This window comes from Arcicella rosea (genome assembly GCF_040543805.1).
GTDB classification, from domain to species: Bacteria; Bacteroidota; Bacteroidia; order Cytophagales; family Spirosomataceae; genus Arcicella; species Arcicella rosea.
On sequence record NZ_JBEUMS010000012.1, the window covers coordinates 151865 to 175137 of the forward strand.

The window sequence follows — 23273 nt, forward strand, 5'->3', positions numbered from 1 at the left end:
TTTTAAATTATTTTTACTTCATGCAACCCTTTGCTTTCCTGTACTTGTCTATAGTTCGAAATGCATCTCAAAATTTTCCTTGTGTTTACTGATCACAAATTCAAGGGAAGCTCTTTTTAATTTTCAATTGAAGTGTTAATCCAAATTTGTGAAATACTATGAAAAAAGTACTTTTTGTCTTTGCCTTGGCATTGACTAGCATTTTAACAAGCTGTGAAGAAAGTATTGATCTTGGTCAGCAAAGTCAAAATGAAACGACTGATGCGGCTTCTGCGGCTAAAGTTTCAGCAGTAATTAAGCAAGATTATCCGACTGCAACACAGCTTTTAGTGACAACGATTGATTCAAATAAAGTTTATGGTTGCGATTTTCTAGTAAATGGTGTTGCTCATGAAGCCACCGTTTCGGTTGCTGGAAAGATTTTAAGTACTTATGAAATCAAAGCAGATACAACGAAAACAGCCTTAATTGATGCAATAAAACTGTATTTAGAAACCAATTATAAAGGCTATAAATTAGAAAAAGTAGCTGTTGGAAAAGATGCCAACGCAAAGCTTTCTTACAAGGTTTTGATTGTGTATAACGATCAAAAAATTACTTTGCTGTTTGATGCTACTGGCACTTTATTAGCTACTTTTATAGAACCAAAAGGTCAGAAACCAGAGCCCAAACAATCTCCTAAAACTTATCCTGTCGTTTTAAGCGAGTTGCCAGCCAATATTCAAAGTCAGTTGAGCGGCTTTGAATTTGTAAGAGCATTCGTAAAAACGGATTCGGATGGAAAGAAAACATATTTTGTTGTTGCCAAAACTGGAGATGTTTTATACGAGATAACTTTTGATAGCACAGGGGTCTTAAAAAACAAAAATGCCATAAAATTACAAGTGCCTAAACCAGAGGTTAAATATTTGAAAGATACCGACTTACCACAAGTAATTAAAGATTATCTTTCAACCAATTATCTAGGTTGGAAATTTGAAAAAGGAGTGGTGCTTGTAAAAGATACAGTTATTGATTCATATACGATTGTTATCGCAAAAGAGGGTAAAATTATTACACTTACTTTTGATGGAAAAGGTAAATTTATTAGTGTTTTAGAACCTAAATTGCCAACTATTCCTAAAATCGAAGACAAGAGTATTGTAGCAAACGACCTTCCGCAGGCAGTCAAAGATTATTTAAACAAAGTATATGTTGGCTGGACTTTTGTGAAAGGAAGTGTAAGTCTTAAAAATGATGTTGCACAGGCATATTTAGTTGTCATTACTTTTGGAACAGATAAGTACTATGTTTATTTCGATAAAGATGGGAATTTTGTTGCAGCCAAAAAAGATAAATAGTAAAACGATGTTTGTTTGTTGATAAGTCAACAAACAAACATCAAAAAAATAACATGAGAATTTTTGTAGGTATATTTTTCATCATAGTATTGAGTTTGCTTGTTGGTTGCGACGAAATCAGGGAAGTCGAGCCAACAGTAAAACCAACAGTCACTACTATGTCGTTGATTGATACAAAAAATTATTATACTCCTCCTAATAATTTTATCGCAATTGACACCAAAGTGCTTCTGAAAGCATCGGGCTATAGTTCGATTAAAATTGTGAGTGCACCTCAATACGGTAAATATTCATTTTCTAAAACAGGTTATTTAGTGTATAAATCAGATTCTACAAAGAATGAAGTAACCGACTTCCTGATTTATAAAATGATGAATGGTGACCCTACAAAAGATAAGCGAGATACTATTAAAGTAAACATTACTTCGGATTACAGTAAAATTCCTTGTAATGCAGGAGCAATTCCAGATTTTTTCACGGTGAAATTAAATACACCAACCGTCTTGGATGTATTGAAAAATGACCGTTTCTGTAATGCCATTGTTGATTCAAGTTCTTTAGCCATTTTGGATAGTCCAAATTTTGGTACTGCCGAAATTGTAAAGAATAAAATCGTTTACACACCCAAAAGTAATTTCTATCAAAATGACATCTTTTTTTATCAAATCTGCACAGGTGGGAGTAATCCTGTGTGTAGAATCGTTGCCGTAAGGATTGATATTGAAGGAACTTGGTGTAGAAATATTTTAATTCCAGATGTGATTGTTATCGACAAATACGATACTTCAACACAGAAAATAAAAGTGCTTGAAAACGATAAAATTTGTGATAATTACGATGTAAAAAGTTTGAAAATTACGGCTAATCCACAGTTTGGAAAAGCGATAGTAAATGCTAATTCAGAAATTGAATATACCCAAACTGCCAAACAAGAAGCCAATGATTTGCTAGAGTACACGATTTACGACAAAAATGGAGCGAATCCGCAAAAAATGTTTGTCGAGATTTTTATCCGTGCCATTCCTACTTGTAAAGCTTATGCTAAAAATGGAGAAATGGAATTGTCGGCTAGTCAGGTAAAAGAAACAGAGATAGAAATTCCTTATAGATTATACGTCTCTGGTTGTGTAAATATCAAGAATATTAGTATTGAAACCCAACCTACTTATGGTATGATACGCATTGAAGACAAAAAGCTTTTATACAAGCTGAAACAACAAGATGGCAAAGAGTATAATGATCAATTTAAGTATGTAGTTACCAGTACAAATGGAGAAATTCTCAAAGCCACTTTTACAATTAGAATTAAAAAATAGGTAGTAAATTTTAACTAGAATTTATTACTGCTACAAAACTCACTAAATGCTCAACGAACAGGAATTAGTCAAAGCCTGCCAAAAAAACGACCGCAAAGCCCAAACTGCTTTTTATGACCTGTATAAAAGCAAATTGATGGGTGTTTGTCGTCGTTATACTCGCACGCCCGAGGAGGCCGAAGACATCTATCAAGAAGCATTTGTGAAAATATTTAATAACATTCATACCCTTGAAAACCCAAAGGCTGTTGGTGCTTGGGTTAGAAAGGCGGTAATTCATACGGCAATAAATTATTATCATGCGAATTTAAAATTTCAACAAAATACAGAATATGAAAATATTGTACTAAGCAACGATGATTACCCCAACCTATTATCAACACTTACAAGCGAAGAACTTCTTGCGCTCATCAATAAATTACCCGACGGCTATCGGATGGTATTTAACCTTTATGTAATTGATGGTTATAATCATGCAGAAATCGGAGAATTGTTGGGTGTGAGCGAGAATACTTCAAAATCACAGCTTTCAAGAGCCAAAGAGTTACTCAGAAAGCAATTAAAACAACTGGGAATTGTCAGCTATGAACGCACTTGATAACGAAAAAGACCCTTTTGAGGATATTTTCAGAGATAAATTGTTTGATTTTGAATCTGAACCAAACAATAAACTCTGGAAATCAATAGAACCTCAACTTCCTGCTAATCCAGCAAGGAAAATACCGTATTGGCAAATGGCAGCAGTAGCAGTTTTGTTATTGCTGACAGGCATCGGTGTGTATTTAATGCCTTCGTCAATCAGTAATGAAACCGAAAATGCTCAGGTTGAAAAAACACAAGAAAAAGAGTTAAACAAAACCATAAATTCTAGGGATTTATTAGAAAAAAACAATAAAAACTTAAATAAAGAAAATAAATCGACTATTATTGAGGAAAATCATTTACAAAAATCAGACAAAATAGTATCTTCAACAATTGAGAGTAATGGAACTTCTGAAAAAGTTCAACATGAATTATCATCAGAAAGTAAAAAAACGACTTTAAAAGAACAACAAAATAGATTAAAAGTAGCAGGAGTGATACCACCTGTTAATTCAAGTAATGAGGTTCAAGATGAACTTGCAGATGGTGCAAAGCAAAATAACTTTGTGAATCAGTATTCAAAAAAATATTCTTTGAATAAAAGCAATAAAACCAATCGTTCTGCTGTATTCTCAGGTAAGTATGAAAATATTGATGACGAGTCGGCCGATAAACAAAGTATTGAAGCAACTAAGTATTCGGAGCAGCGTTCAACATTATTAACAAGCCTTGATGCAAAAGCGTATCATCCATTTACAAATCATTTCAGAACACCGAAAATAAAGTATCGTGGACCAAAACCTACTGTATATTTTAAAGAATCTAAGCCAGTAGAATGGTACATTAGTGCGATGCCACTGATTAATTATTATACCATCACAGCTAATGGCAACGATGCGAATTATGTTCACAAAATTGCGGTGAATGATGAAGCTGACCGATTAGGTTTTTATACGCAGGCAGGTTTAGTTTTTACTTTGTCGGATAGATTTAAGCTAAGAACGGGTTTGACTTTCACCAAAACCAATCATAGTTTTAGCTATCAAGTTCGTACAGATTCATTAGTGGTGCAGTCACCTGATAATACTACTGGCGTAGATGTAAGTTTTGCTGAACTCAAAAAAGTATATGCTCAGTCAGCGTATTATTTAGGTACAAAGGTTGATTTACAATATACTTTTTTAAGAGGGGAATCACTTTCTCATTATGTAAATGTAGGCGTAGAGGGAGCGTACAAAATTAATGGAAGTAACCAGTTGAATGCCTTTGCGAATATTGCTTATGGAATTACTCGTCAGATTGGAGATCATGCCTATTTGTTTGTAGAGCCAACTTTTAGTTATTCGCTCAACGAACAAAGTGATTCAAATTCTTTGTTATTAATCAAACCCAATAAAATTGGCTTTAATATTGGGATAAACTTCAAACTAAAATGATAAGCGTATTTAATTTTTTCTGGAAGGGGCTAGTTTGTATTGTATTAATTGTTGTTGCACTAACGGTTGCTTTATTTAGCGGAGAAGTTAGTAAACTATAAACTAAGATTTGAGGAGTATTCCAAAGCGGATTACTCCTCAAAAAATATACTGTTTCTATATCAATATTGTAAAATGCACATTCAACCTTGTATTCGCTTTTAATTCTCCTCCAGATAAATCTTGGTTAATTGACTTCTGATAATTCACTCCTAAAAATACGTTTTGTAGTAGTATTCAATTCCTAAAGCACCAAAAGTAAGGATATCTTCCCATTTGTGATAATGCTGTGATGGCGCTCAAACCATTCAAGTAGTTGTTTGCCATTTTTCTGAATAGCTTTTATCATGATATTTTTTGTTGATTAAGGAGTAAACCTTTTATCAGTCAGAAATTCTCTGTCGGTAAGTGTTCTTAAAAATGCAATAATCTGAGTTTTTTCTGTAGCCGTCAGAGGAATACCAAGTTTGCCATTTTGATTGAGAATTGGGTCAAGATTTTGGGTAGCCGTAACGGTATTCATATAATGATTGAGTACCTCATCTAACGTCTGGAATCGCCCATCGTGCATATAAGGTTTGGTGGCTTCTACATTTCTAAGACTTGGTACTTTAAACTTATTTTTATCTTTGGGCATTTCCGTTACTCGCATTCTTCCATCATCAATTACAGGTTCGATAAATGCTTTCTTAACACCATCCACCATTCTATAAACTACTTGTTGGCGTTCTGTTGGCGGTAAACCGTTATTTCTGAAACTTCCATCACTAAACAATTCTCCAGCATGGCATGAGGAACACTTTTGTTTGAATAATTCCATTCCAGCCAATTCTGTTTCGTTAAAAACTACTCCACTTTCTTTCCTTATGTATTTATCATAACGAGAATTAGCAGAAACTAAAGACAATAAAAATTGAGAAAGTGCTTTCAAAAATCGTTGTGAAGTAATTTCAGTAGTTCCAAAAGCATTTTTGAACATGAGGGGATACTTGTCAGTCTTCCGCAGCTTATCTAATACGTTCGATACTTTATCGTCCATTTCAACTGGATTTTCGATAGGAGAAATCGCAAAAAGATCTAAATCAAATACGCCACCGTCCCATCCAAAAGTTTTTTCCCAAGCTAGGTTTTGTAATGATGATGAATTTCTTAAACCAATCTGGTTATCAATTCCATGACTTAAATCATGCAAATGATGCGTAAAGCCAAAGTCTTGTCGATGGCATTCGCCACAAGACATTGAACCGTCTCTCGAAAGTAGTCCATCATAAAAAAGACTTTTTCCTAATTCAAAACCTTCTTTTGTAATAGGATTACTTTCCAATTTATAAACTGGACTTTGAAAATTGCTAGGCTGATAAAATAGTTTTTCAGGCTCAATTACCCCATCTGGCTGTTTTGAGCAGGAGAAAACCATCAGAAATAGAAACAGTACGCTGCTGTTTAAGAATAGATTCTTCATATCTAATTTATTTAATCTTCTACTCTTCAATAAATATGAAGAGTAGAAGTGTTTTTTTAATTAGCATCGTTACTAACATTGTTTACGCTAAACATCTGCTTGTAGTTGTCGGCAATAGGTGTAGCTGTATTTATAGTATGTACCAAATTGGTCTCAGCTAATTTTATTTGAGTAGTACCATTAAATACCTTCAAAATATCTACAAACAAATGTACTTTTGGCGCAATATTGCTACGAACTGTAGCTGCATTTGAGAGTGGTAATGTTATCGTACGAAGATTATTGGCAGTTTTTGTCGTCATTCCTCCAAAACCTCCTACGTGCAGTTGAAATGGTCTTTTTCCTGAAGCATTTGTTGGAATAACAGAAGATGTTCCTTCAAATTTAAAGAAAATATAACCCGAATTCCATGCCCAGTACATGCCATCATCACCATAAGAGGCTGGGTCAAGTACTCCTATTCTTTGGCTAAGGTCAGAAGTACTTCTAGTACTATCTACACCAACCATGAAAGATACTTCTTTGTAATTTCCAGTAGGAATATCTTTTAATTCAGCTTCAAGACTACCAGCATCTGACTGTTTTATCAAGAAATAATTATTCGGAAATTTAACAATAGTACCATCTTCTTTCTTGAACGAAACATTAGAAATAAAGTAATTTAAAGTAGTAACCGTAAAATCTTCGCCAGAACTGTTTGTATAAGCTCCAGTTCCAAGTACTAAAGCCTTGTCGCCCACATTATTATCGAAAGAAAGTGTGATTGAGTTTTTATCGTTTGGATTGAGTTTATTTTCATCATCTTTACAAGAAACAGATAGAACGATAAAACCCAAGAAAAAAAGTATTGACAGTAATTTATTCGTTTTCATACAAGGAATTTTGAAACAGATAGACAGTATTGTATTGCCTAACTAATTTTTGATTAGTAAAAAATAGATTGAATCCAATGCAAGTGAATAATAGGTTATGTACAACCTACATCAATGCTTTGGGCATATTCATCGCAAAAAAGATTAAATCTTTAGAGCTTTGAACCAAAAACCAGTAAAAAGAAAGGAATTAGAATTGTGGAGGACGAAAAATACCTTTTAGCATGCCAGCAACTGGATTGGCTAAAAAAGCAAAATTTGATGCTTTTCTGAGAAGTTCAATGAAAGAGATTTTGCTAAAATTAAGATTTCCGAAAGGACAAAATAGCTGAATTTCAGGCATTTTCTCTAACCTTTCTGCTGTTTGCTTATGTTCTCTTTCTTCAGCAGCTTTTAGTTTTTTAGCTAAATAACACTTACCATCACAGTGCAAAGAAGGACGATTTTTGTTTACACAAAGTACTTTCGCAATATAAGCTTTATTGGCTTGGAAGTACACGACAACGCCCATACGACTGAATAAAGGTAAATTCAGTACTAAAAGTAGAAAGTATATAGTAACACGTGTCAACATTCTGCAAATGTTAGGCTGGTATTTTTTCCAATGCTAATTCTAAAACGAAAATATCAACATGATATTTGTTATTTGCCAAAGAATAATACCAACAACATTGATACAATTAGCATTAGCAACAGAATAATTGCCCCGACTGTTCTTTTCCAGTCGGGGAGGATTTTTCTCTTTTTACTCATTTTTATTTCTTCTGATATTGGGTAAAAATCTCAAGCCATTTTTATGGAGAATTGTTAATTGCAACAAAATATTAGCCGCAACGGCAATGCACACTAAGCCAATTGCAGCTATTCCGATACTGATTAATAAAATCTTCATGGTTATTTTTGTTTTAGAATATAGGTTGATACGTCTTTGATTTCTTGTTCTGATAAACCCAAAGCAGGCATTTGTGGATAATCAGCACGTTTTTTTCCCGGTTTACGAATCCAGTCATGTAGTCCTTTTTCGTCTTTTTCGTAAATACTTACCATTTCTGTCACAGGTGGGCCTACAATTTTGGTATCTAAAGCATGGCAAGCACTACATTTTGCGGTAAAAACGGCTTCGCCAGCATCAGCAACTACGGGTTTTTTGTTGGGGTTGTTGGCATCTTTGATGGCTTGCTGTACTTCTTTTTGATACTTGGCAGTTTTTTTGGCTACCAATTTTTGATGGGGCTCTAAAGCCGTAGCTCGGTATAAATGTCTTCCCGAACCCATAAAAATTACTGTAGAGGTCAACAGTAATGTTACTTTCCAGAAATTATCAGCGATTTTTTCGGCTTGTCCAGTAATGGCTTTCCAAATCCAGCATAAAGCTGGAATAGCAAAAGCTGCACCCGTCAGAATCGTCAGAATCAATTGCCAACTAATTCCTTTGGTAGGAAGCGTCAGGAGTACGATTGGTCCAATCAGAAACTGAGCTACCGAAGCTGAAAAAGTTAGTGAATAGGCTTTTTTGCGAATTTCATAAAGACTCAAACTTTGGAATTTTTCTTCAAAGGCAAAACTTTTTCTACCGAAATACCAGAAAATGAAAAGTCCAGCTACACCCAACGAAGCAAAAATGAAGTGTAAGTATCTTGGAAAAACATTCGGTAAAGCCAAAGCTTCAAAGAAACCAGAAATAGTATTCCATTTTTCTGGGAAAAGCATCAAATTGATATTCGTCAAAAAGATAAAAGGAATAAATAAAAAAATAGCCACAGATGCCGCAATCATAGAAATATGAAGTGCTTTATTGTCTTTCAGTACATTCCAAGAATATTTATGGGCATAAGTAAGCAAAAAAGCCAAAGTAGTGAGTGGAATAATGGCTATCCAAAACAAACCCGTAAGGGCATTTGCCGAATAAAAATACAGCGTGTAAAGTGTATTGATGGTCAGCAAAGGTGCAACGCCCAATACTACTGCCATACTTTTATTAACAGTAATTGTCTGGGCGATTTCATAAGCCAATTTATCGTACTCAGGATTTTTCAAGCCTTTTATCTCACTCCAAAGCGTTAGGAGTGAGCCACCTAACATTAGATTAATAAAAATTATATGTAACAAAAATGAAAAAACTAAGGCAAAAACCAGCACGCCATGTGGTAAAGGCAAAGGCAGAGGTAAATCGTGTGGTACTGGCGTTTGCAATAAGATTTGTAAGAAAATATGTTGTAATATCATGGTATCAAAATTTAAGCCCATTGAAAAATTGGGCAATAGGAAATCCTTCAAAGGAATTCATTACGAACCTTTTAAGGATTTCCTAACAATGAAAATTAGTTTTTACTCAGTTGAAGTCCTTTTTCCTGTACACCTTCTACAGGTACTCTGTTTTCTTGAATACTCTTGATATACACAATCAAAGCATCCAATTCTTTTTCATTTCCCGGAAAAGGAGGCATGAAGTAGCGAGCATTTTCGATGTGCGAAATGTAGGATTTCATCATTTCGGGCTTTAACTTTTCGCCTTCTTTCAAACTGTACATCGTTTCAAATTTCTCGGCAACCGAATTGATTCCGTTAGTAGTATGGCAACGACTACAAGCCAACAAGAATATTTGTTCGCCAGCTACTAATTGGTTTTCTTCGGTTACTTCATGTACAGGCGAGTAGGTTGCGTACTTGAGTAAACCATCTCTTTTGAATAAAGGATATTCGTCTTTTCTGAGGGTATTTGAATACATGTAATTTCCGATTACATAAGGTTTTCGGATAAATTCACGGATACGTTCAAAGATTCCCGCAAAGCCTAACATACCAAGTACTGGAATGATGTACAATAGTTTCGGAATCTTGATTTTCGGTTTGAAGAAAGTAAGTCCTGCCACTACCAAAACAGAAAATAAAGCTCCGAAAATAAAATAAACTAAAAGGTCGTACCAAGATTGAAAGTCTATTGTGCCAACTGCCACAGGTAAGTTCCCAATCATTAATTTAGGGATTTTACTATGATACAAAAAGGCAGCAATAGCACAAAAAGGCGTTGCCAGCAACATCCAAAGGGCGATAACTCTTGAAGCTTTTCGGCGAATATCAGAACCATTTGGTGTAAGGAACATCGTTAGGAAAAGTGCCAATGAACCTGCCATTAAAGCCGCCAAAGGAGTACGGAATATTAATTGTGGTAAATAAATGGGGTTGGTGAAACCCGAAACAAAGGTTTTGTTTTCTACCCAACTGCCTGTATCCATCATAAAGCCCAAGATTGATACAATAATTGCCATCGTTACCCAAGAGGCAATTGATAATTTTACGCCAAACATGATATGTTTAGATTTGGCTTCAACGCTGACGTTTGACTTTTTCCAAGAAAGGTAATAAATCATAATCAGGACAACTTCGGTTACAAAAACCATCCATTCTACAAACCAAGCGCCATAAAACACACGAATCAAACTACTGATGGAAGCTGGATTTACTAAGGAGGCTGAAAGCCAAATACCTACGCCCGTCATCGCTCCGAGTGTAGTGGTAATGATAAAGGCAATCGTCATTAATCTACGGGCTAAATTATCCCACTCTAAATTGACAACTTCATTTTGTTTGGCTTTTCTGAAACCTAAGTATTCGAGTAAAGTGACCAAAGGAATAAAGCCCACGGCTAAACCGTGATTGATAAGTACATGGATTACTGCTATGATGGCAATAAGCAGTCTGTCACCCATGAAATCGAGGTGAAAAATTGGAAAATCCATTTTAATATTTTTTATGGCAATGCGTATTTGGGTTACTTTTTTGAAAGAATAGCCTAATACATATTGCTTTTGTTAAACTTTAAAATTATTTGGGCATGTGATTTCATCCTAAGAAAAATCTTAGGTAAAGCGCATCAATTACATTCTCAAATAAAGAATGCTAGCCCATAAAAACAGCAGAAAAAGAGATATTTTGTGGAGGATGAGGAATCTTGAGGTAAAGATTAAAGTAGTACAGGTTTAGATAAGGATAATTTCTTTTTTGTGGAAACGAAAAGGAATAATGAAAGGGTAATTTAATGGATGAATCTTCACAGAATAAGTTGAATGGTGTAATATTAAGGACACTGTTTGTTCCCCTGTTTTGTTTGTCGGACGATTGATCGAAATCGATTAAAGCCAGTAATTTTTGTTTCGTTTCTTGATGTAACTGCTTTACTTTAGATTCAGTCTTGGATATTTCTTGACTAAAAGTAGTTTCATCTTTTAAGGAAAAAACCAATAAATATCCAACAACACTTTGCCCCAATAATACCGCTACAATAGACAAAGCCAACCAGCTTTTAAGCTTGGCTATTTGTTGCTTTGTTAGCTTTTGTATGTCTATGTTGAAAGTAAACATTGATTAAACAATTTTCAAAAATTGATAATTTTTGAATTATAATACAAATATAACGTATAAGAATCATAGCTTCCATATTTCCCAGTAAACTACAGCTTGATAAATAATAAAAGATAAACTAATCATAATTTATAGTTATTGTTTCGCTATTTTGATATGTTTGTTTAAGCATAAAAACACTACCCTTTTGACTAATTTGAAAGTTTAGGTTTTATTGTTGCCAATGGCTATCATTGCTTATTTCAAGCAAACTAAAATTTAATTATTCAGATACCAATATTTCACAACCATAAGACTATTTTTGTATTAATAAGGTTAACCCTATCTATTTCTAAAATGAAACATCTATTCTATCTATCCAGTATATTACTACTTTTTTCTTGTCAAGAAAAAGATATATTTAACACCACTAAATTGGGTGTAGATATTGAAGTTATACAAGAATACAATTATGTCATTGTCTCAAGCAGACTACATAATGCAGTTAAATATGATTTAGATTATGGAGATGGAACAAAAGTAATGGTTGATTCAACATCTTCTGGAGTAATGATACTTGATAATGGAAGATATTATTATAAAAAGGATGGTAATTATACTATTATTTTAACTGGATATGATAAAAATGGAAAATCAAAAACAGTTAATAAGCAAATTGTAATAAATTATATACAAAAAAACACCCCCATAGCTGATTTCTCTATTGAATTATTAGATGATGGGGCTGTAAAAATGAAAAATTTATCAAAAAACTATTCTTCTATTGAGATTAGTACAAGGGTAGGAAATTGGGGATATAACACAAAAGAGGGAAGTCCTACATTTATGTTCGATATGAATGGTAAATATCCTATCAATTTAAATGCAAGTGGTCGTTTTTCTAATCACAAACAAGTAGAAATAGAGATAAAAAATATTGTAAATAGAGAATTAGGGTATTTTAAAGGTGAGTGGCTAGGCAAACAAATTGATGTTTCAGAAAGTTTTGATCACCAAACAGTTACTGAGTACATGGATATTGCAGGAGGCAATAGATACCTTTTATTAAAAAACAGGACTAGCTTCAATTCTAATTCTATCGAATTAATAAATTTCAACGTTAAATCGGATAGTATGAAGACTAATGAAATGAAGTATGAACAAATTAAATCAAAATTTAAGCTTGGTATTCAAAATAGTGATGATTGGGGATTGAGTTTATATATTCTTCCTCTGGTAAGCTCTAAAAAGAAAACCATTGAAATTTTAGAAATAAAAGAAGTACCCCAACGAAAAATCGTTCCCGAAATGTTTGACAAAGCATTTTGGATAACTTACAAAATAAATGCAGATTTTGAAAGTTTTGGAAAAATTGATGGAATACTAAAAGTTAGATATTTAATTTATTAGGTTTAGTGAACTGCTAATAGTCGTAGAACATTCTTAGAGATTCTACGACTATTTTCTTTCCTACTTCACCTTCAAAAACAAAGCAAATCCAAATAAACTCACAACCAAAATACCTAAAGCTGAAAGAATCGTAACGATGTCACGGATGTCTTTTCCTGCCCAATCCATAAACAAAAATTTATGTAATACGCCAAAAGAAAGTCCTTCTCGGCGGTCTGAATCAACGATTTGTGCGGCTAAACGACTGGTGGCTGGTTCTACATAATAGGTCAAATGATTGTCGGTTGCCAAAGCTAATTTCACTACTGGCAAGCGTTTGTTCACAAAACCATACTCTTTGTCGAACTTGTTTAAAAAACTTATTGAAGTAATGGCAGGCAATTCATCCTCTTCTGTTACGTCATTATTAGTAGTTAAATCACAACAAGCTGGGTCGCCACCTGTTTTTCCTTGCTCAATAAAATGTCCGACTAATTCTTTAGCATGTTCATTGATTCCGTTTTCTAAAAGACTTGCTGTTTGAACATCATAATATTGAATATTAGCTTTTACGACCGTCTTTTTAGTTTCGTTAAAACGTTCGGCTTTGTCTTGTTGTTCTTTTTTCCAAGCTCCTTTTTCTTCCGATTTTGAAAATACTTGGTAATACAATTTGTCGCCGATTTTGGCTAAAGAAAGATTTGCAACCTTAGCCCAGTCTAAAGGCAAAGCCAAATTAGCTGTTTGTAAATCTGCTGTTTTGATGCTTGGTTGGTAGAAATACTTGATTCGTTCGTCGGGCGTAAGTTTTTTTGTAGCGTGATAAGCTCCCGAAAAAGCGAAAGTAAAGGTTACAAAAGCAACCCAAAGTCCTATTTGGCGGTGGTATTTTCTCAAGATTCCTACTTTATCGTTGGCATTGCGTGGTTTTTTGAATTTCCCCCACATAAACCCATAAATCACCAAACCGCTCAACATTGAAATAATGATGATAGCAAGAAAGCCAATCATGATGGAAATCCTGAGCGTATTATTGGAAATTTTTGTCAAGAAATCCCAGTTGTGGAAAGTTCTGAATACCCATAAAAATGCTTTTCTGCGGTTTTCGTTGAAATTTGCTAAACGAGTTTGCTCTGTTTCTACGTAAATATCCATGCCATCGGCACGATCGAATGATACTTTCCAAACCGGCAACAGACGATTCACATAAGCGTATTCTTCATCAAAATCTGTAATTTCTTCGATACTTTTAATGGCTGATTTTTGGTCTTCTGTAAAATAACGAGCCAAAAATTCTGCGTACTTTTTATCGCCATTTTCAAGCATTTTAGCATCCGTAGCATTGAAGTACGCCAAACGATTACTTACTCTTTTTACTTGATAATAAGTTTGGTCATTGAAGCTGACAATTCTGAAATTTTTAAATTCTGTAATGTCATTTTTGTTCAATACTTCTTGTAAAGACAATTTGATTTGGGCTTGGTTTATCGCTTCTGGCTTTACAAATTCATGTGCCAATTTTACTTTAAACCAATGCGACATAAAAGGGTGCATCATTCCTGAAATGCACCAAAAGATTACGGGAATCATCGTAATTAAACCGATGATTCTGTGCCAACGATAAATATTTCGTTTAATTTTTTTCTTTATTCCTCCGAAGTACGATTCTTTCAGAACCTGCTCGTCGGTTATTTCAATGATGTTATTTGCCATGTTTTTTTTTTATTTAGTGATTGAGTGAATTGTGAATTAGTGAATATTAATCATTAGAGATTGTATAATCACTCAATCACTAATTTACAATTCACTAACTCACTCAATCACAATTATTTACCCGTAAAATTGTACTGCAAGCCAATCACCACAGTGCGTGGAGCGGCTGGAGTATAAGTTGTTCTGTCAGTAGCATTATTACCTCTTGAAGCTTGGTTGGCGTACAATTCGTCAGTCAAGTTCATGATGTTCGTAAATACTTCAATACCTTTGAAATTGTAACCTGCACGGAAATTCAATACACTCACGCCCGAAAGTCCGAAAGCAGTTTTGTCGTTGTACATCACAGTATTGATTTGGTTTTGGTAGTACGATGACAAGCGTTGCCATTCGATAGCAGCACGTAAACCTTTCGCCCATTTGGGTTTGTAAGTGATTTCAGAATTGGCAATAAATGAAGGTGCAGAAGGCATATCTTTTCCGTTCACGTTTTTCACTACATCCGAAGCTCTTGTACTCAACGTAAATTCGATAAAACGGTGAACGGCATTTGTTCCGCCAAAACGAATAAACCATTCTGAATTAGGTTTATAAGTAATGCCATATTCGATACCTCTGTGCAAAGTTTTTCCAGCAGATTGATAGTCAGTAGAGTTGTCGGGCTGACGAATACTTAATAATTCGTTTTTACCATTCATTTCATAATAGGCAACGTCGATATAAATTTTGTTATCTAAAAACGAAGCCCAACCGCCTACTTCTTTGTTGTCGAAATAGGCAGGTGTTAAATTATAGTAAAATGGATTCGTACTTCCCGTAGGTGTTTTACGGAAAACTGCCGTTAAGCCCGGAGGCGAGAAGCCTTGTGAATAATTGGCATAAATTCCTTTTCCATTGCCTAAATCATAAGTCGCTCCGATTTTTGGCGTTACTTGGCTGTACTCTTTTGTTCCTGTGGCATTGTTATCTAAATAGTTTAAATAATCAAAAGCCATGCGGTCGTAACGAAGCCCTAATGAAAGTCTTAATTTTTGGATGGGTTCAAAATCAAATTGCGAGAATAAACCTGTGTTGTAGATTTTAGCATCATATTTGGCTACAAAAACATCTGGATTTTCTTTTACCAAAGTATATTTTTCAACCGATTTTCCATCAGCACGCAATTTCGCTGTAAGGTCGATTGTATAAGAACGATACGGATTGGTTGAATAATCATAAGTACCGCCGACTAACAAGCGAGCTTTCAAGAAATTGAATTTCTGTGAATGCTGTGCCAAAACGCCATAAGAAGTAAATGAGTTATCATTGATTTCTCCTTTGGCCGTAGAACTCCCAGTTGTCCAACGAATTGAATAACTTGGGTTTTGTCCGACAGAATTATTACGGTAATAGGGCGTAACAGTCGTTTCTGCATTGGAATTCCAAGTATGTTCTAAAGAAATTTTGGCACGTGTCGCTAATACTTTTCGGTAAGTAAAATCGGAAGTCGAAGAATATTCTCTTTTATAAAAAGCGATTGAATCTACACTTCCACCAGTTTGTGAGTAGTAATCGTTATAAGCCAAAGTACTTACCAAGCGAGTTTTATCAGAAATTTTGTATTCGGCTCTGGCATTGAAAGACGTTTTATCGAAATCACTTCTTGCTTGCCAAGAGTTCACTTGTTTCGCCACATAACCGCCTAAGTACAAACCAAATTTGCCAACAGTTGCACCCGCACCGTATTGCACTCTTTTATAACCATAATTATCAAACTGAACACCTACTCTTGCAGTGGGTACGGCAGTTGGGCGTTGCGTAATAAAGTTAATCGCACCACCAACGGCTTCTGGGCCGTACAAAGATGAAGCTGGACCTTTTACTACTTCTACCGATGAAACCGAAAATACATTCATTTCAATAATAGCATTGTGGTTAAAAACGCCCATCGGACGAATTGGCACGCCATCTTCTAAATACAAAAAGTACGCAGCCGTTCCCATTGGTTGACGAATACCCATCCCGTGTTGTTCGTTATTGTAGTTCATCATCACTACACCGGGCGTTTTGTTGATGATTTCGTACATACTCGTTGGTTTGGCATCGTTAATTAAGGTTGAAGATAATTTTGAAATCGCTACAGGAGCTTCTGTACGCAAACTTGCTTCACGGTTGGCAGTTACTACTATTTGTTGAAGGTTTTCTACCGAAGGCTCTAAAGGAATGTTGAGTACTTGCTCGGCTTTGTAATCCATTTCTAAAGTCTGAAAACCTATGCTTGAAATCGAAATTTTATTGATTTTCTCATTAGTTTTCAAGGCAAATTCACCGTTGATATTGGTAGTAGTTCCAGCAGTTGTGCCTAAAGCTTTTACGGAAGCACCTACTACGGGTTCTTTGGTGGAGCTATCAAAAATTTTACCTTTTATTAGATTTTGGGCAAAGGAAGTACTTATCGTCAAAAACATGACGAGGATAAAATTGACTATGTTTTTCATCTTTTTTATGAATAGCAATAGGCTACTGAGCTTTTGAATTCTTGTTTTTATAAGCTTAAATCGTCCAGAAAGCTTTCTTGTATTGAAATAATACAAAGCATATATGGCTGAATCAAGCAGACATACAAAAACCAAACAGCAGCATTTTAAAGAATGACTGTGTTAATACTTGAAAGAAAATGGGGGATTTGTTCGTTTATATATTTTGAAGCAAAAGATTAACTGGGAAGAAAGCCAGATACTTCTTCAAAAAATAAAAAACAAAACCAGAAAATTTCTGTGATTAGACAGTAGGAGGATGAAAAAGAGAAGAACTAACACTTACTGAATTTTCAGTAAGAAATGTGTAGATAGATTTTGAAGAAAGAGGTAAAAAAGCCCATTCTAAAGAGAAAGTTGGCTCGGCATCAAACACTTCTTCCAAGATTTTCTTGAGAGATTGCCCTTGTTTTTGTGTTTCTTTGGTGGCATTGTCTTCTGCTACTTTTTGTAGTTTTTTAGCTAAATAACAATGACCATTACAATTCATTTGTGGTTTGAAACGGTTTTCACAAAGGTTTTGAATGATGTACTCCTTTCTTAATTCAAAATCCAAATACACCACAGGTACGAGTAGCGTTTTTACGCTAATCAACACCAACAGCAGTAATGCTATGTAGTTTTTGGTTTTCATGGATTTTTAAATTTCACGCAATTTACTACCAGAATCAATAAGTTGTACCCTGATGTTATTTTAAATAAAAATCAATTTAAAATATTTACTTTTGTGGATTACTAACCACAAAAATTAATCATCAACATCATGTCAGACTTTCAAACATTCTTCAAGCTTGGCTTTCAGCACATTACAGATATCAATGGTTATGACCATATTTTGTTTGTTGTTGCGCTATGTGCTATTTTTCGACTCAAGGATTTAAAAAAGGTAGCTATTTTGGTTACAGCATTTACCATTGGGCACTCGCTTACTTTGGCTTTGGCAACACTTCAAATAATTACTTATAGCTCAGAATTTATAGAATTTTTAATTCCCGTCACTATTGTCCTTACTTGTTTTATCAATCTGTTTCATAAATCTTCTGAGCGAGCTTCACAAGCAGAACATTCTTCCATTTTACGTTATCCGATGGCAATGATTTTTGGGTTAATTCATGGAATGGGTTTTTCAAATTACCTTAGAAGTTTGTTGGGAAAAGAAGAAAGTATTTGGCAACCGCTTTTGTCCTTTAATATTGGTTTAGAAATCGGACAATTACTGATTGTGTTACTTTCCTTACTGTTGAGCTCTTTATTGTTAGATATTTTCAAAGTAAAAAAACATGATTGGAATTTAATTCTCTCAAGTTTAGTGGCGGGAATTGCTATTACTTTAATTTTAGGGACAGATTTTTTGAAGGCTTAGATAGGTATTTTCCTCAGTTATTACGCTGAAGAAAATACCTAAATCATTTTATACTACAGGATTTATTGAGCCGATTTTATTAGGAATGATGATTTTAAAAGTAGTTCCTTGTCCTTCGATACTCTCAAAAAAGATTCTTCCTCCAAGTTTTTCGATGGTATATCTTAAAGTATAAAGTCCAATTCCTGTGCCATGTGCTTGACTAGTAGCACGATAGAATAGCTTGAAAATGTTTTTTTGCAATTCTTTTTTGATGCCAATTCCATTGTCCGACAAAATAATTTTTACAAATTCCTTATCGCCTGAAATATTTATTTTTAAGGATGAATCATCTCTTTCAATATTTCTGTATTTGATTGCATTATCAATGATGTTCTGAAATAATGAAGTAATGATGGATTTATCAAAGTGAAAATCAAAAGGTAAATCTATTATTTCTTCAAAATGTTGAGCAGAATAACCTTCAACGCTGGCTAGAGATTTTTTTACTTCATCAATAATAGTCCTGAAATCAATTAATTCAAAATGCGGAATCTCTTTTTGGATTTTGAGCGATTTGTTTACTTGCTCTACCGTTTCTAATAATCTACTAACGCTTTCATTAATCAGTCCACAATAGCTTTTTAGGGTATCAATATCAACGGGGTCTTCTTGAAGTGCCATTTTTGTTAATTCCAATACACTTGTCATTGGGCTTTTAATATCGTGCGATAATCTGTACGAAAATACTTCTAAAGATTCTATCGTATTTCTATATTCGGTAATATTAGAAATTGCCACACCAACACCATTACCAACTTTGAAGGCTTTTACTCTGTTGTACTGATTTCCATAAATTGGGCTTCCAATAATTTCTTCAATAATAATGGGTTTACCAGTAAGTATTACTTCATTGTATTTTTTTACTAATCCTTTTTCTTCAGCGTTAGGAGCTACTTCTAAAATATGTTTTCCAACGAAAGCATCTCGCTCAAGATGATAAAATTTAAGTAAGGTTTCATTTGCATCTATAACATTCAGTTCACTGTCAAATAGAATAAAATGAAGCTCTGCATTATCAAAAAAAGCAGAGCGAAGAGTTTGTTGTTCATTTTCCGTTATCATAATTAATTAATTTGGATTTAGTTATTTTATTCGAATTTGGATAGTGTAGAAATTACTTTCCAAAGCCTTTTTTGTTTAAGTTATGATTTCTCAATCAAATTATCTCAATAAAAATGGATGAAATTTTCATTAATTTTCATTGAAAATATTAGAGATATTTCATCATCCTATATTTATGTGTTTTTATGTTTTTTGCTTATCTTGAAATATTTATATTGCTTTTCACTTAGAATTTCTGACAAACAAAATAACTGTTGAGATATATATAAAATATCTTTATATTGTATTTGTATTAGTTTATGAAGTAATAAAAGCAAATTAATAGTAATTCAACCTTCTTCCCATTATCATTAAATTAGTTTATGTTTCAAAAAGTATTTGTGTTGATATTGTTTTCTTTGTTATTACCTTTCTTGGTTTTTTCTCAACAAAAAAAACTTGACCAACTGCTTTCGCAATGGAAGAAGTTAAGTGTTTCTGCCCAACAGAAACCAGATACTACCACCATCAATTTATTGAATACGATTGCAAACGAGTACATGCAAACGGTTTCCGACAGTGCTTTTATTTTTTCAGAGAAAGCTTTAGCATTATCCAAATCGCTAAAATATGATAAAGGAAGTTCTGTTGCTTATGTCAATATTGGTAAAATGCACTACATGAAAGGTAATTACGACTTGTCTTTAAACTATATACTTACTTCATTAAATATCAGTAATAAAAGTAATGATAAAGCGGGAGTAGCAGGGGCGTCCAATGTAATTGGGTTGATTTACCTTGCCCAGAAAAAAACTAATTTAGCCCTAGCAGAATTCCTAAAGGCGGCAAAAATCAATACCAATATCAACAATCAAACAAGATTATCTGCTAATTACTTTAATGTTGCTTTGACTTATTTAGAGGCAAAATCAGATAGTGCTCTTCATTACTTTTTACTGTCTAAATCAATCAGCACAAAAATCCACGACGAGCATTTGATTGCGATGGCAAACAATAGACTCGGCGATTACTTTTTACAAAAATCACAAACACATAAAGCAATTGTTTATTATTCTTCTGTGCTAAAGAATAAAAAATATCAAAACGATTGGGAAAATAGTTTCGCTTATACTGGTCTGGCAAAATGTTATTATAAGCAAGGCAAGTTTAAAGAAGCAAGTATCAATAGTGAAAAAGGGCTTTCTTTAGCCCAAAAAAATAATACTAAATGGGATATTGAACAAGCTTTAAGAGTATTGCACGAATCCTATAGCGCACTTGGCGACTCAAAAAATGCTTATAAATATCTTTTGATGGATAAAATTTATAGCGATAGTTTATTTGATGAATCAAAAGAAAAGGAAATAAATGCACTCAACTTAAAGCAACAACAAGCTGAAAACGAAGTGTTGATTAAGAAAAATCAGATTGCGGAGGAGAAAGAAGCCACTAGCCAAATGGTAACCCTCATCATTATACTGATTGCTTTATTCTTAATGATTATTACCTTGATTACTTTTAGAAATGCTAAGAGAAATAAAAAATTATACCAAGCACTCCAGAAAAAAACAGATTTCATCGCCTCTCAGAATGAATTGATTGAGCAAAAAAATGAAGAGCTTAATCATTCCAATCAAACAAAAGATAGATTGTTTTCTATCATTGGACATGATTTAAGAGGGCCATTTGCTACGATGCTTGGGGCATTAGAATTATTTAAAACAGGAGAATTGGAAGAAGAAGATAAACAGATGATGCTTGATAGAATTTTAGAGCAAATGACTGTTACTTCTGCCATGTTAGAAAACCTATTGGCTTGGGCAAATAGTCAGCGAGAAGGTTTGAAAACGCAATCAATAGATTTGTCTTTAACAGGAATTATCAATGAAATACTTGGTGTTTTTGTGATGGTGGCGAGTGAAAAAAACATTCAATTGAGTCATCATTTTGAAGAACCTCTATCAATTAAAGGCGACCCCGATCAAATTCGAATACTCTTCCAAAATTTAGTGGCTAATGCCATTAAATTTACCAAACCCAAAGGCAAAATTGTGATTAGTTATTCTGTGAATGAAAGTACTATTAAGGTTTCTATCAAAGATGATGGTGTTGGGATGACAGAAGATAAATTGAAATTGATTTTTCAAGAATCTGGGAAAAGTATTTCGACTTATGGGACTAAAAAAGAAAAAGGCATTGGCATTGGCTTAATGCTTGTGAAAAAATTTGTAGAACTAAACAATGCCACCATTGCTGTGAAAAGTAAAGAAAAAGAAGGAACAGAATTTGTGGTAGAGTTTAGTAGAATTTAATGCTCATCACACAACTTTATACAATTTCATTATTTCAGTTAAAATCATTTCAATAGTTTCTAAAGGTAAATCTTTGTTTGGGTCAAAAAGCATAATTTTCATTCTTGAACGCTTTTCTATGATTAGGTCCGGATGGTCAATGCTTTTACCTTCTACAATCCCGATGTAAGGTTTTTGGTATTTTTTATGAATCCATAAATAGCAAAACATTTTCCCTTTATAGCAGAAAAATGGCATTCCGTACTTCAAAACATGCGTAATGTCTTTGTCTTGCGAAAGAATAATTTCGCTCAAAGCCATCAAACAACTTCTAGTAGGCTCTTCTTGTTTCAAATAAAAATTATCGACTTCTTTCATGGGTTTGGTTTAGGGGAGGATATGCTTTTTCATTGAAGTGTAAAGTTTACTTCGCCGTAGTTTGTGTCTTCACAAACTACTAATCTTTCGCCATTGTTCGTGTCTCCACGAACAATTTTTTCGCTACTAATCTAGTTAATCTTGCCAATGGCTCAATATTCCAAATTCGTCAATTCCATGTTCATAAAATTTAGCAGAGGAATATCTATAGTTTTCAGGTAAATCGGCTAAATTCCATTTTTCAACGATTGGGTTATTATGGATATAATCAATCTTTTGTTGCCAAACGGCTGGAGAATATAAAGCAATTGGAAGACTATTCCTTTGCCAAAAATGATATTTACGATTGGCTGATTCTACTTCAAAATAAGATAAGACATTCGGATGATTCAATGATAAATCTTCTAAAAACCTGTGTCCAGTATATTTCATAAAACTAGCATTTGGCATCTCTTTTCCATTTTTAGCTAACATTGTCCAAATCAGATGGATATGATTTGGCATAATAACAAATGCAAATACCTTAATTTTTTGTTTGGCTACTAAATATTGTAAGCTACTGATAATTATGTCCTTATACTTGTCAGGCTTTAATAATTTTTGCCAATTTAAAATGGTGGCGGTGTAAAAATATGGAACGCCTATTTGCATACTTGAATATTGCATAGCTGATTGGGTTTTGTAGATTTTCGTTTATTATATATGCTTGCCTGTTTGTCGTTGGGTTGTTCGTGGAGACACGAACAACGGCGATGGGGCAACTATTGTTTTTTATTCTCTAGCCGTAGTTTGTGTCTTCACAAACTACTAATCTTTCAACGAACAATATTTTAATTATTAAAAACAAATCTAAATTCCCCTACAACCTACCACTTTCCCACAAAATCCCCAAGACAAACCCTAATTCATTTTACGAAAATTATTATTCGGTATTTTATCTCATGATAAATTGTAGCAGTAACTCTTGCAGTTACCGTTTTGGAATGTAGTAATAACAAGTAACAAACATTTTCACCCTTGAAAAATTATTTAATAAGGTAGAAAAACATATTTTCATCCTTGAAAAATTATTTAGTAGGGTAGAAAAACATATTTTCACCCTTGAAAAACTATTTAGTAAGGTAGAAAAATATATTTTCACCCTTGAAAAAT

At 33.8% G+C, this 23273-nt stretch carries 20 protein-coding genes; 7 read left to right on the top strand and 13 right to left on the bottom strand.

Going from position 1 to position 23273, the window contains the following annotated elements:
- Positions 1-158: 158 nt before the first annotated feature.
- Genes ABID42_RS16055 through ABID42_RS16070 form a run of 4 tightly spaced genes read left to right on the top strand, consistent with a single transcriptional unit; the run spans position 159 to position 4674 of the window.
- On the top strand, positions 159-1340 hold the full coding sequence (locus ABID42_RS16055; RefSeq protein ID WP_367284523.1) for a hypothetical protein: 1182 nt from the start codon (positions 159-161) through the stop codon (positions 1338-1340).
- 53 nt (positions 1341-1393) lie between these two features.
- Entirely contained in the window at positions 1394-2656 is a 1263-nt protein-coding gene (locus ABID42_RS16060; RefSeq protein ID WP_367284524.1) for an Ig-like domain-containing protein, read from the top strand.
- A gap of 46 nt (positions 2657-2702) precedes the next feature.
- Positions 2703-3254, top strand: a complete 552-nt coding sequence (locus ABID42_RS16065) for an RNA polymerase sigma factor (RefSeq protein ID WP_367284525.1) — start codon at positions 2703-2705, stop codon at positions 3252-3254.
- A complete protein-coding gene (locus ABID42_RS16070) occupies positions 3241-4674 on the top strand; it encodes a hypothetical protein (protein WP_367284526.1) in 1434 nt (477 codons plus the stop codon). The genes ABID42_RS16065 and ABID42_RS16070 overlap by 14 nt, the downstream gene beginning before the upstream one ends.
- Positions 4675-5077: 403 nt before the next feature.
- On the opposite strand, the gene ABID42_RS16075 is transcribed toward ABID42_RS16070, so the two are convergent.
- From ABID42_RS16075 to ABID42_RS16105, 7 genes are all read right to left on the bottom strand, one after another.
- On the bottom strand, positions 5078-6175 hold the full coding sequence (locus tag ABID42_RS16075) for a cytochrome-c peroxidase (protein WP_367284527.1): 1098 nt from the start codon (positions 6173-6175) through the stop codon (positions 5078-5080).
- A gap of 56 nt (positions 6176-6231) precedes the next feature.
- Positions 6232-7047: an MbnP family protein gene (locus ABID42_RS16080; protein ID WP_367284528.1), complete on the bottom strand. Its 816-nt coding sequence runs from the start codon at positions 7045-7047 to the stop codon at positions 6232-6234.
- A 190-nt stretch (positions 7048-7237) separates the two neighbouring features.
- Positions 7238-7621 carry a hypothetical protein gene (locus tag ABID42_RS16085; protein ID WP_367284529.1) on the bottom strand — a complete coding sequence of 128 codons (384 nt, stop codon included), beginning with the start codon at positions 7619-7621 and terminating at the stop codon, positions 7238-7240.
- Between the two features lie 171 nt (positions 7622-7792).
- On the bottom strand, positions 7793-7939 hold the full coding sequence (locus tag ABID42_RS16090) for a hypothetical protein (protein WP_367284530.1): 147 nt from the start codon (positions 7937-7939) through the stop codon (positions 7793-7795).
- 2 nt (positions 7940-7941) lie between these two features.
- Complete coding sequence (locus ABID42_RS16095; RefSeq protein WP_367284531.1) at positions 7942-9273, bottom strand: c-type cytochrome; 1332 nt, start codon at positions 9271-9273, stop codon at positions 7942-7944.
- A 95-nt stretch (positions 9274-9368) separates the two neighbouring features.
- Positions 9369-10757: a c-type cytochrome gene (locus tag ABID42_RS16100; protein WP_367284532.1), complete on the bottom strand. Its 1389-nt coding sequence runs from the start codon at positions 10755-10757 to the stop codon at positions 9369-9371.
- 190 nt (positions 10758-10947) lie between these two features.
- Complete coding sequence (locus ABID42_RS16105; protein ID WP_367284533.1) at positions 10948-11409, bottom strand: hypothetical protein; 462 nt, start codon at positions 11407-11409, stop codon at positions 10948-10950.
- 336 nt (positions 11410-11745) lie between these two features.
- Here ABID42_RS16105 and ABID42_RS16110 point away from each other — a divergent pair, with 336 nt between their 5' ends.
- Positions 11746-12798 carry a PKD domain-containing protein gene (locus ABID42_RS16110; protein WP_367284534.1) on the top strand — a complete coding sequence of 351 codons (1053 nt, stop codon included), beginning with the start codon at positions 11746-11748 and terminating at the stop codon, positions 12796-12798.
- A 60-nt stretch (positions 12799-12858) separates the two neighbouring features.
- Here ABID42_RS16110 and ABID42_RS16115 read toward each other — a convergent pair whose 3' ends face one another.
- From ABID42_RS16115 to ABID42_RS16125, 3 genes are all read right to left on the bottom strand, one after another.
- Positions 12859-14490 carry a PepSY domain-containing protein gene (locus tag ABID42_RS16115; protein ID WP_367284535.1) on the bottom strand — a complete coding sequence of 544 codons (1632 nt, stop codon included), beginning with the start codon at positions 14488-14490 and terminating at the stop codon, positions 12859-12861.
- 113 nt (positions 14491-14603) lie between these two features.
- Entirely contained in the window at positions 14604-16967 is a 2364-nt protein-coding gene (locus ABID42_RS16120; protein ID WP_367284536.1) for a TonB-dependent receptor, read from the bottom strand.
- Between the two features lie 283 nt (positions 16968-17250).
- Positions 17251-17640, bottom strand: a complete 390-nt coding sequence (locus ABID42_RS16125; protein ID WP_323256068.1) for a hypothetical protein — start codon at positions 17638-17640, stop codon at positions 17251-17253.
- Between the two features lie 129 nt (positions 17641-17769).
- Here ABID42_RS16125 and ABID42_RS16130 point away from each other — a divergent pair, with 129 nt between their 5' ends.
- On the top strand, positions 17770-18369 hold the full coding sequence (locus ABID42_RS16130; protein ID WP_323256067.1) for a HupE/UreJ family protein: 600 nt from the start codon (positions 17770-17772) through the stop codon (positions 18367-18369).
- Positions 18370-18417: 48 nt separating this feature from the next.
- On the opposite strand, the gene ABID42_RS16135 is transcribed toward ABID42_RS16130, so the two are convergent.
- Entirely contained in the window at positions 18418-19473 is a 1056-nt protein-coding gene (locus ABID42_RS16135) for a sensor histidine kinase (protein WP_367284537.1), read from the bottom strand.
- Positions 19474-19835: 362 nt separating this feature from the next.
- On the opposite strand from ABID42_RS16135, the gene ABID42_RS16140 reads away from it, so the two are divergent.
- Positions 19836-21764, top strand: coding sequence for a tetratricopeptide repeat-containing sensor histidine kinase (locus tag ABID42_RS16140; RefSeq protein ID WP_367284538.1), 1929 nt, complete (start codon positions 19836-19838; stop codon positions 21762-21764).
- A 6-nt stretch (positions 21765-21770) separates the two neighbouring features.
- Here the strand turns inward: ABID42_RS16140 and ABID42_RS16145 are convergent, their stop codons facing one another.
- Entirely contained in the window at positions 21771-22121 is a 351-nt protein-coding gene (locus tag ABID42_RS16145; protein ID WP_367284539.1) for a DUF1801 domain-containing protein, read from the bottom strand.
- A gap of 135 nt (positions 22122-22256) precedes the next feature.
- On the bottom strand, positions 22257-22787 hold the full coding sequence (locus tag ABID42_RS16150; RefSeq protein WP_367284540.1) for a transposase: 531 nt from the start codon (positions 22785-22787) through the stop codon (positions 22257-22259).
- Positions 22788-23273: the final 486 nt, after the last annotated feature.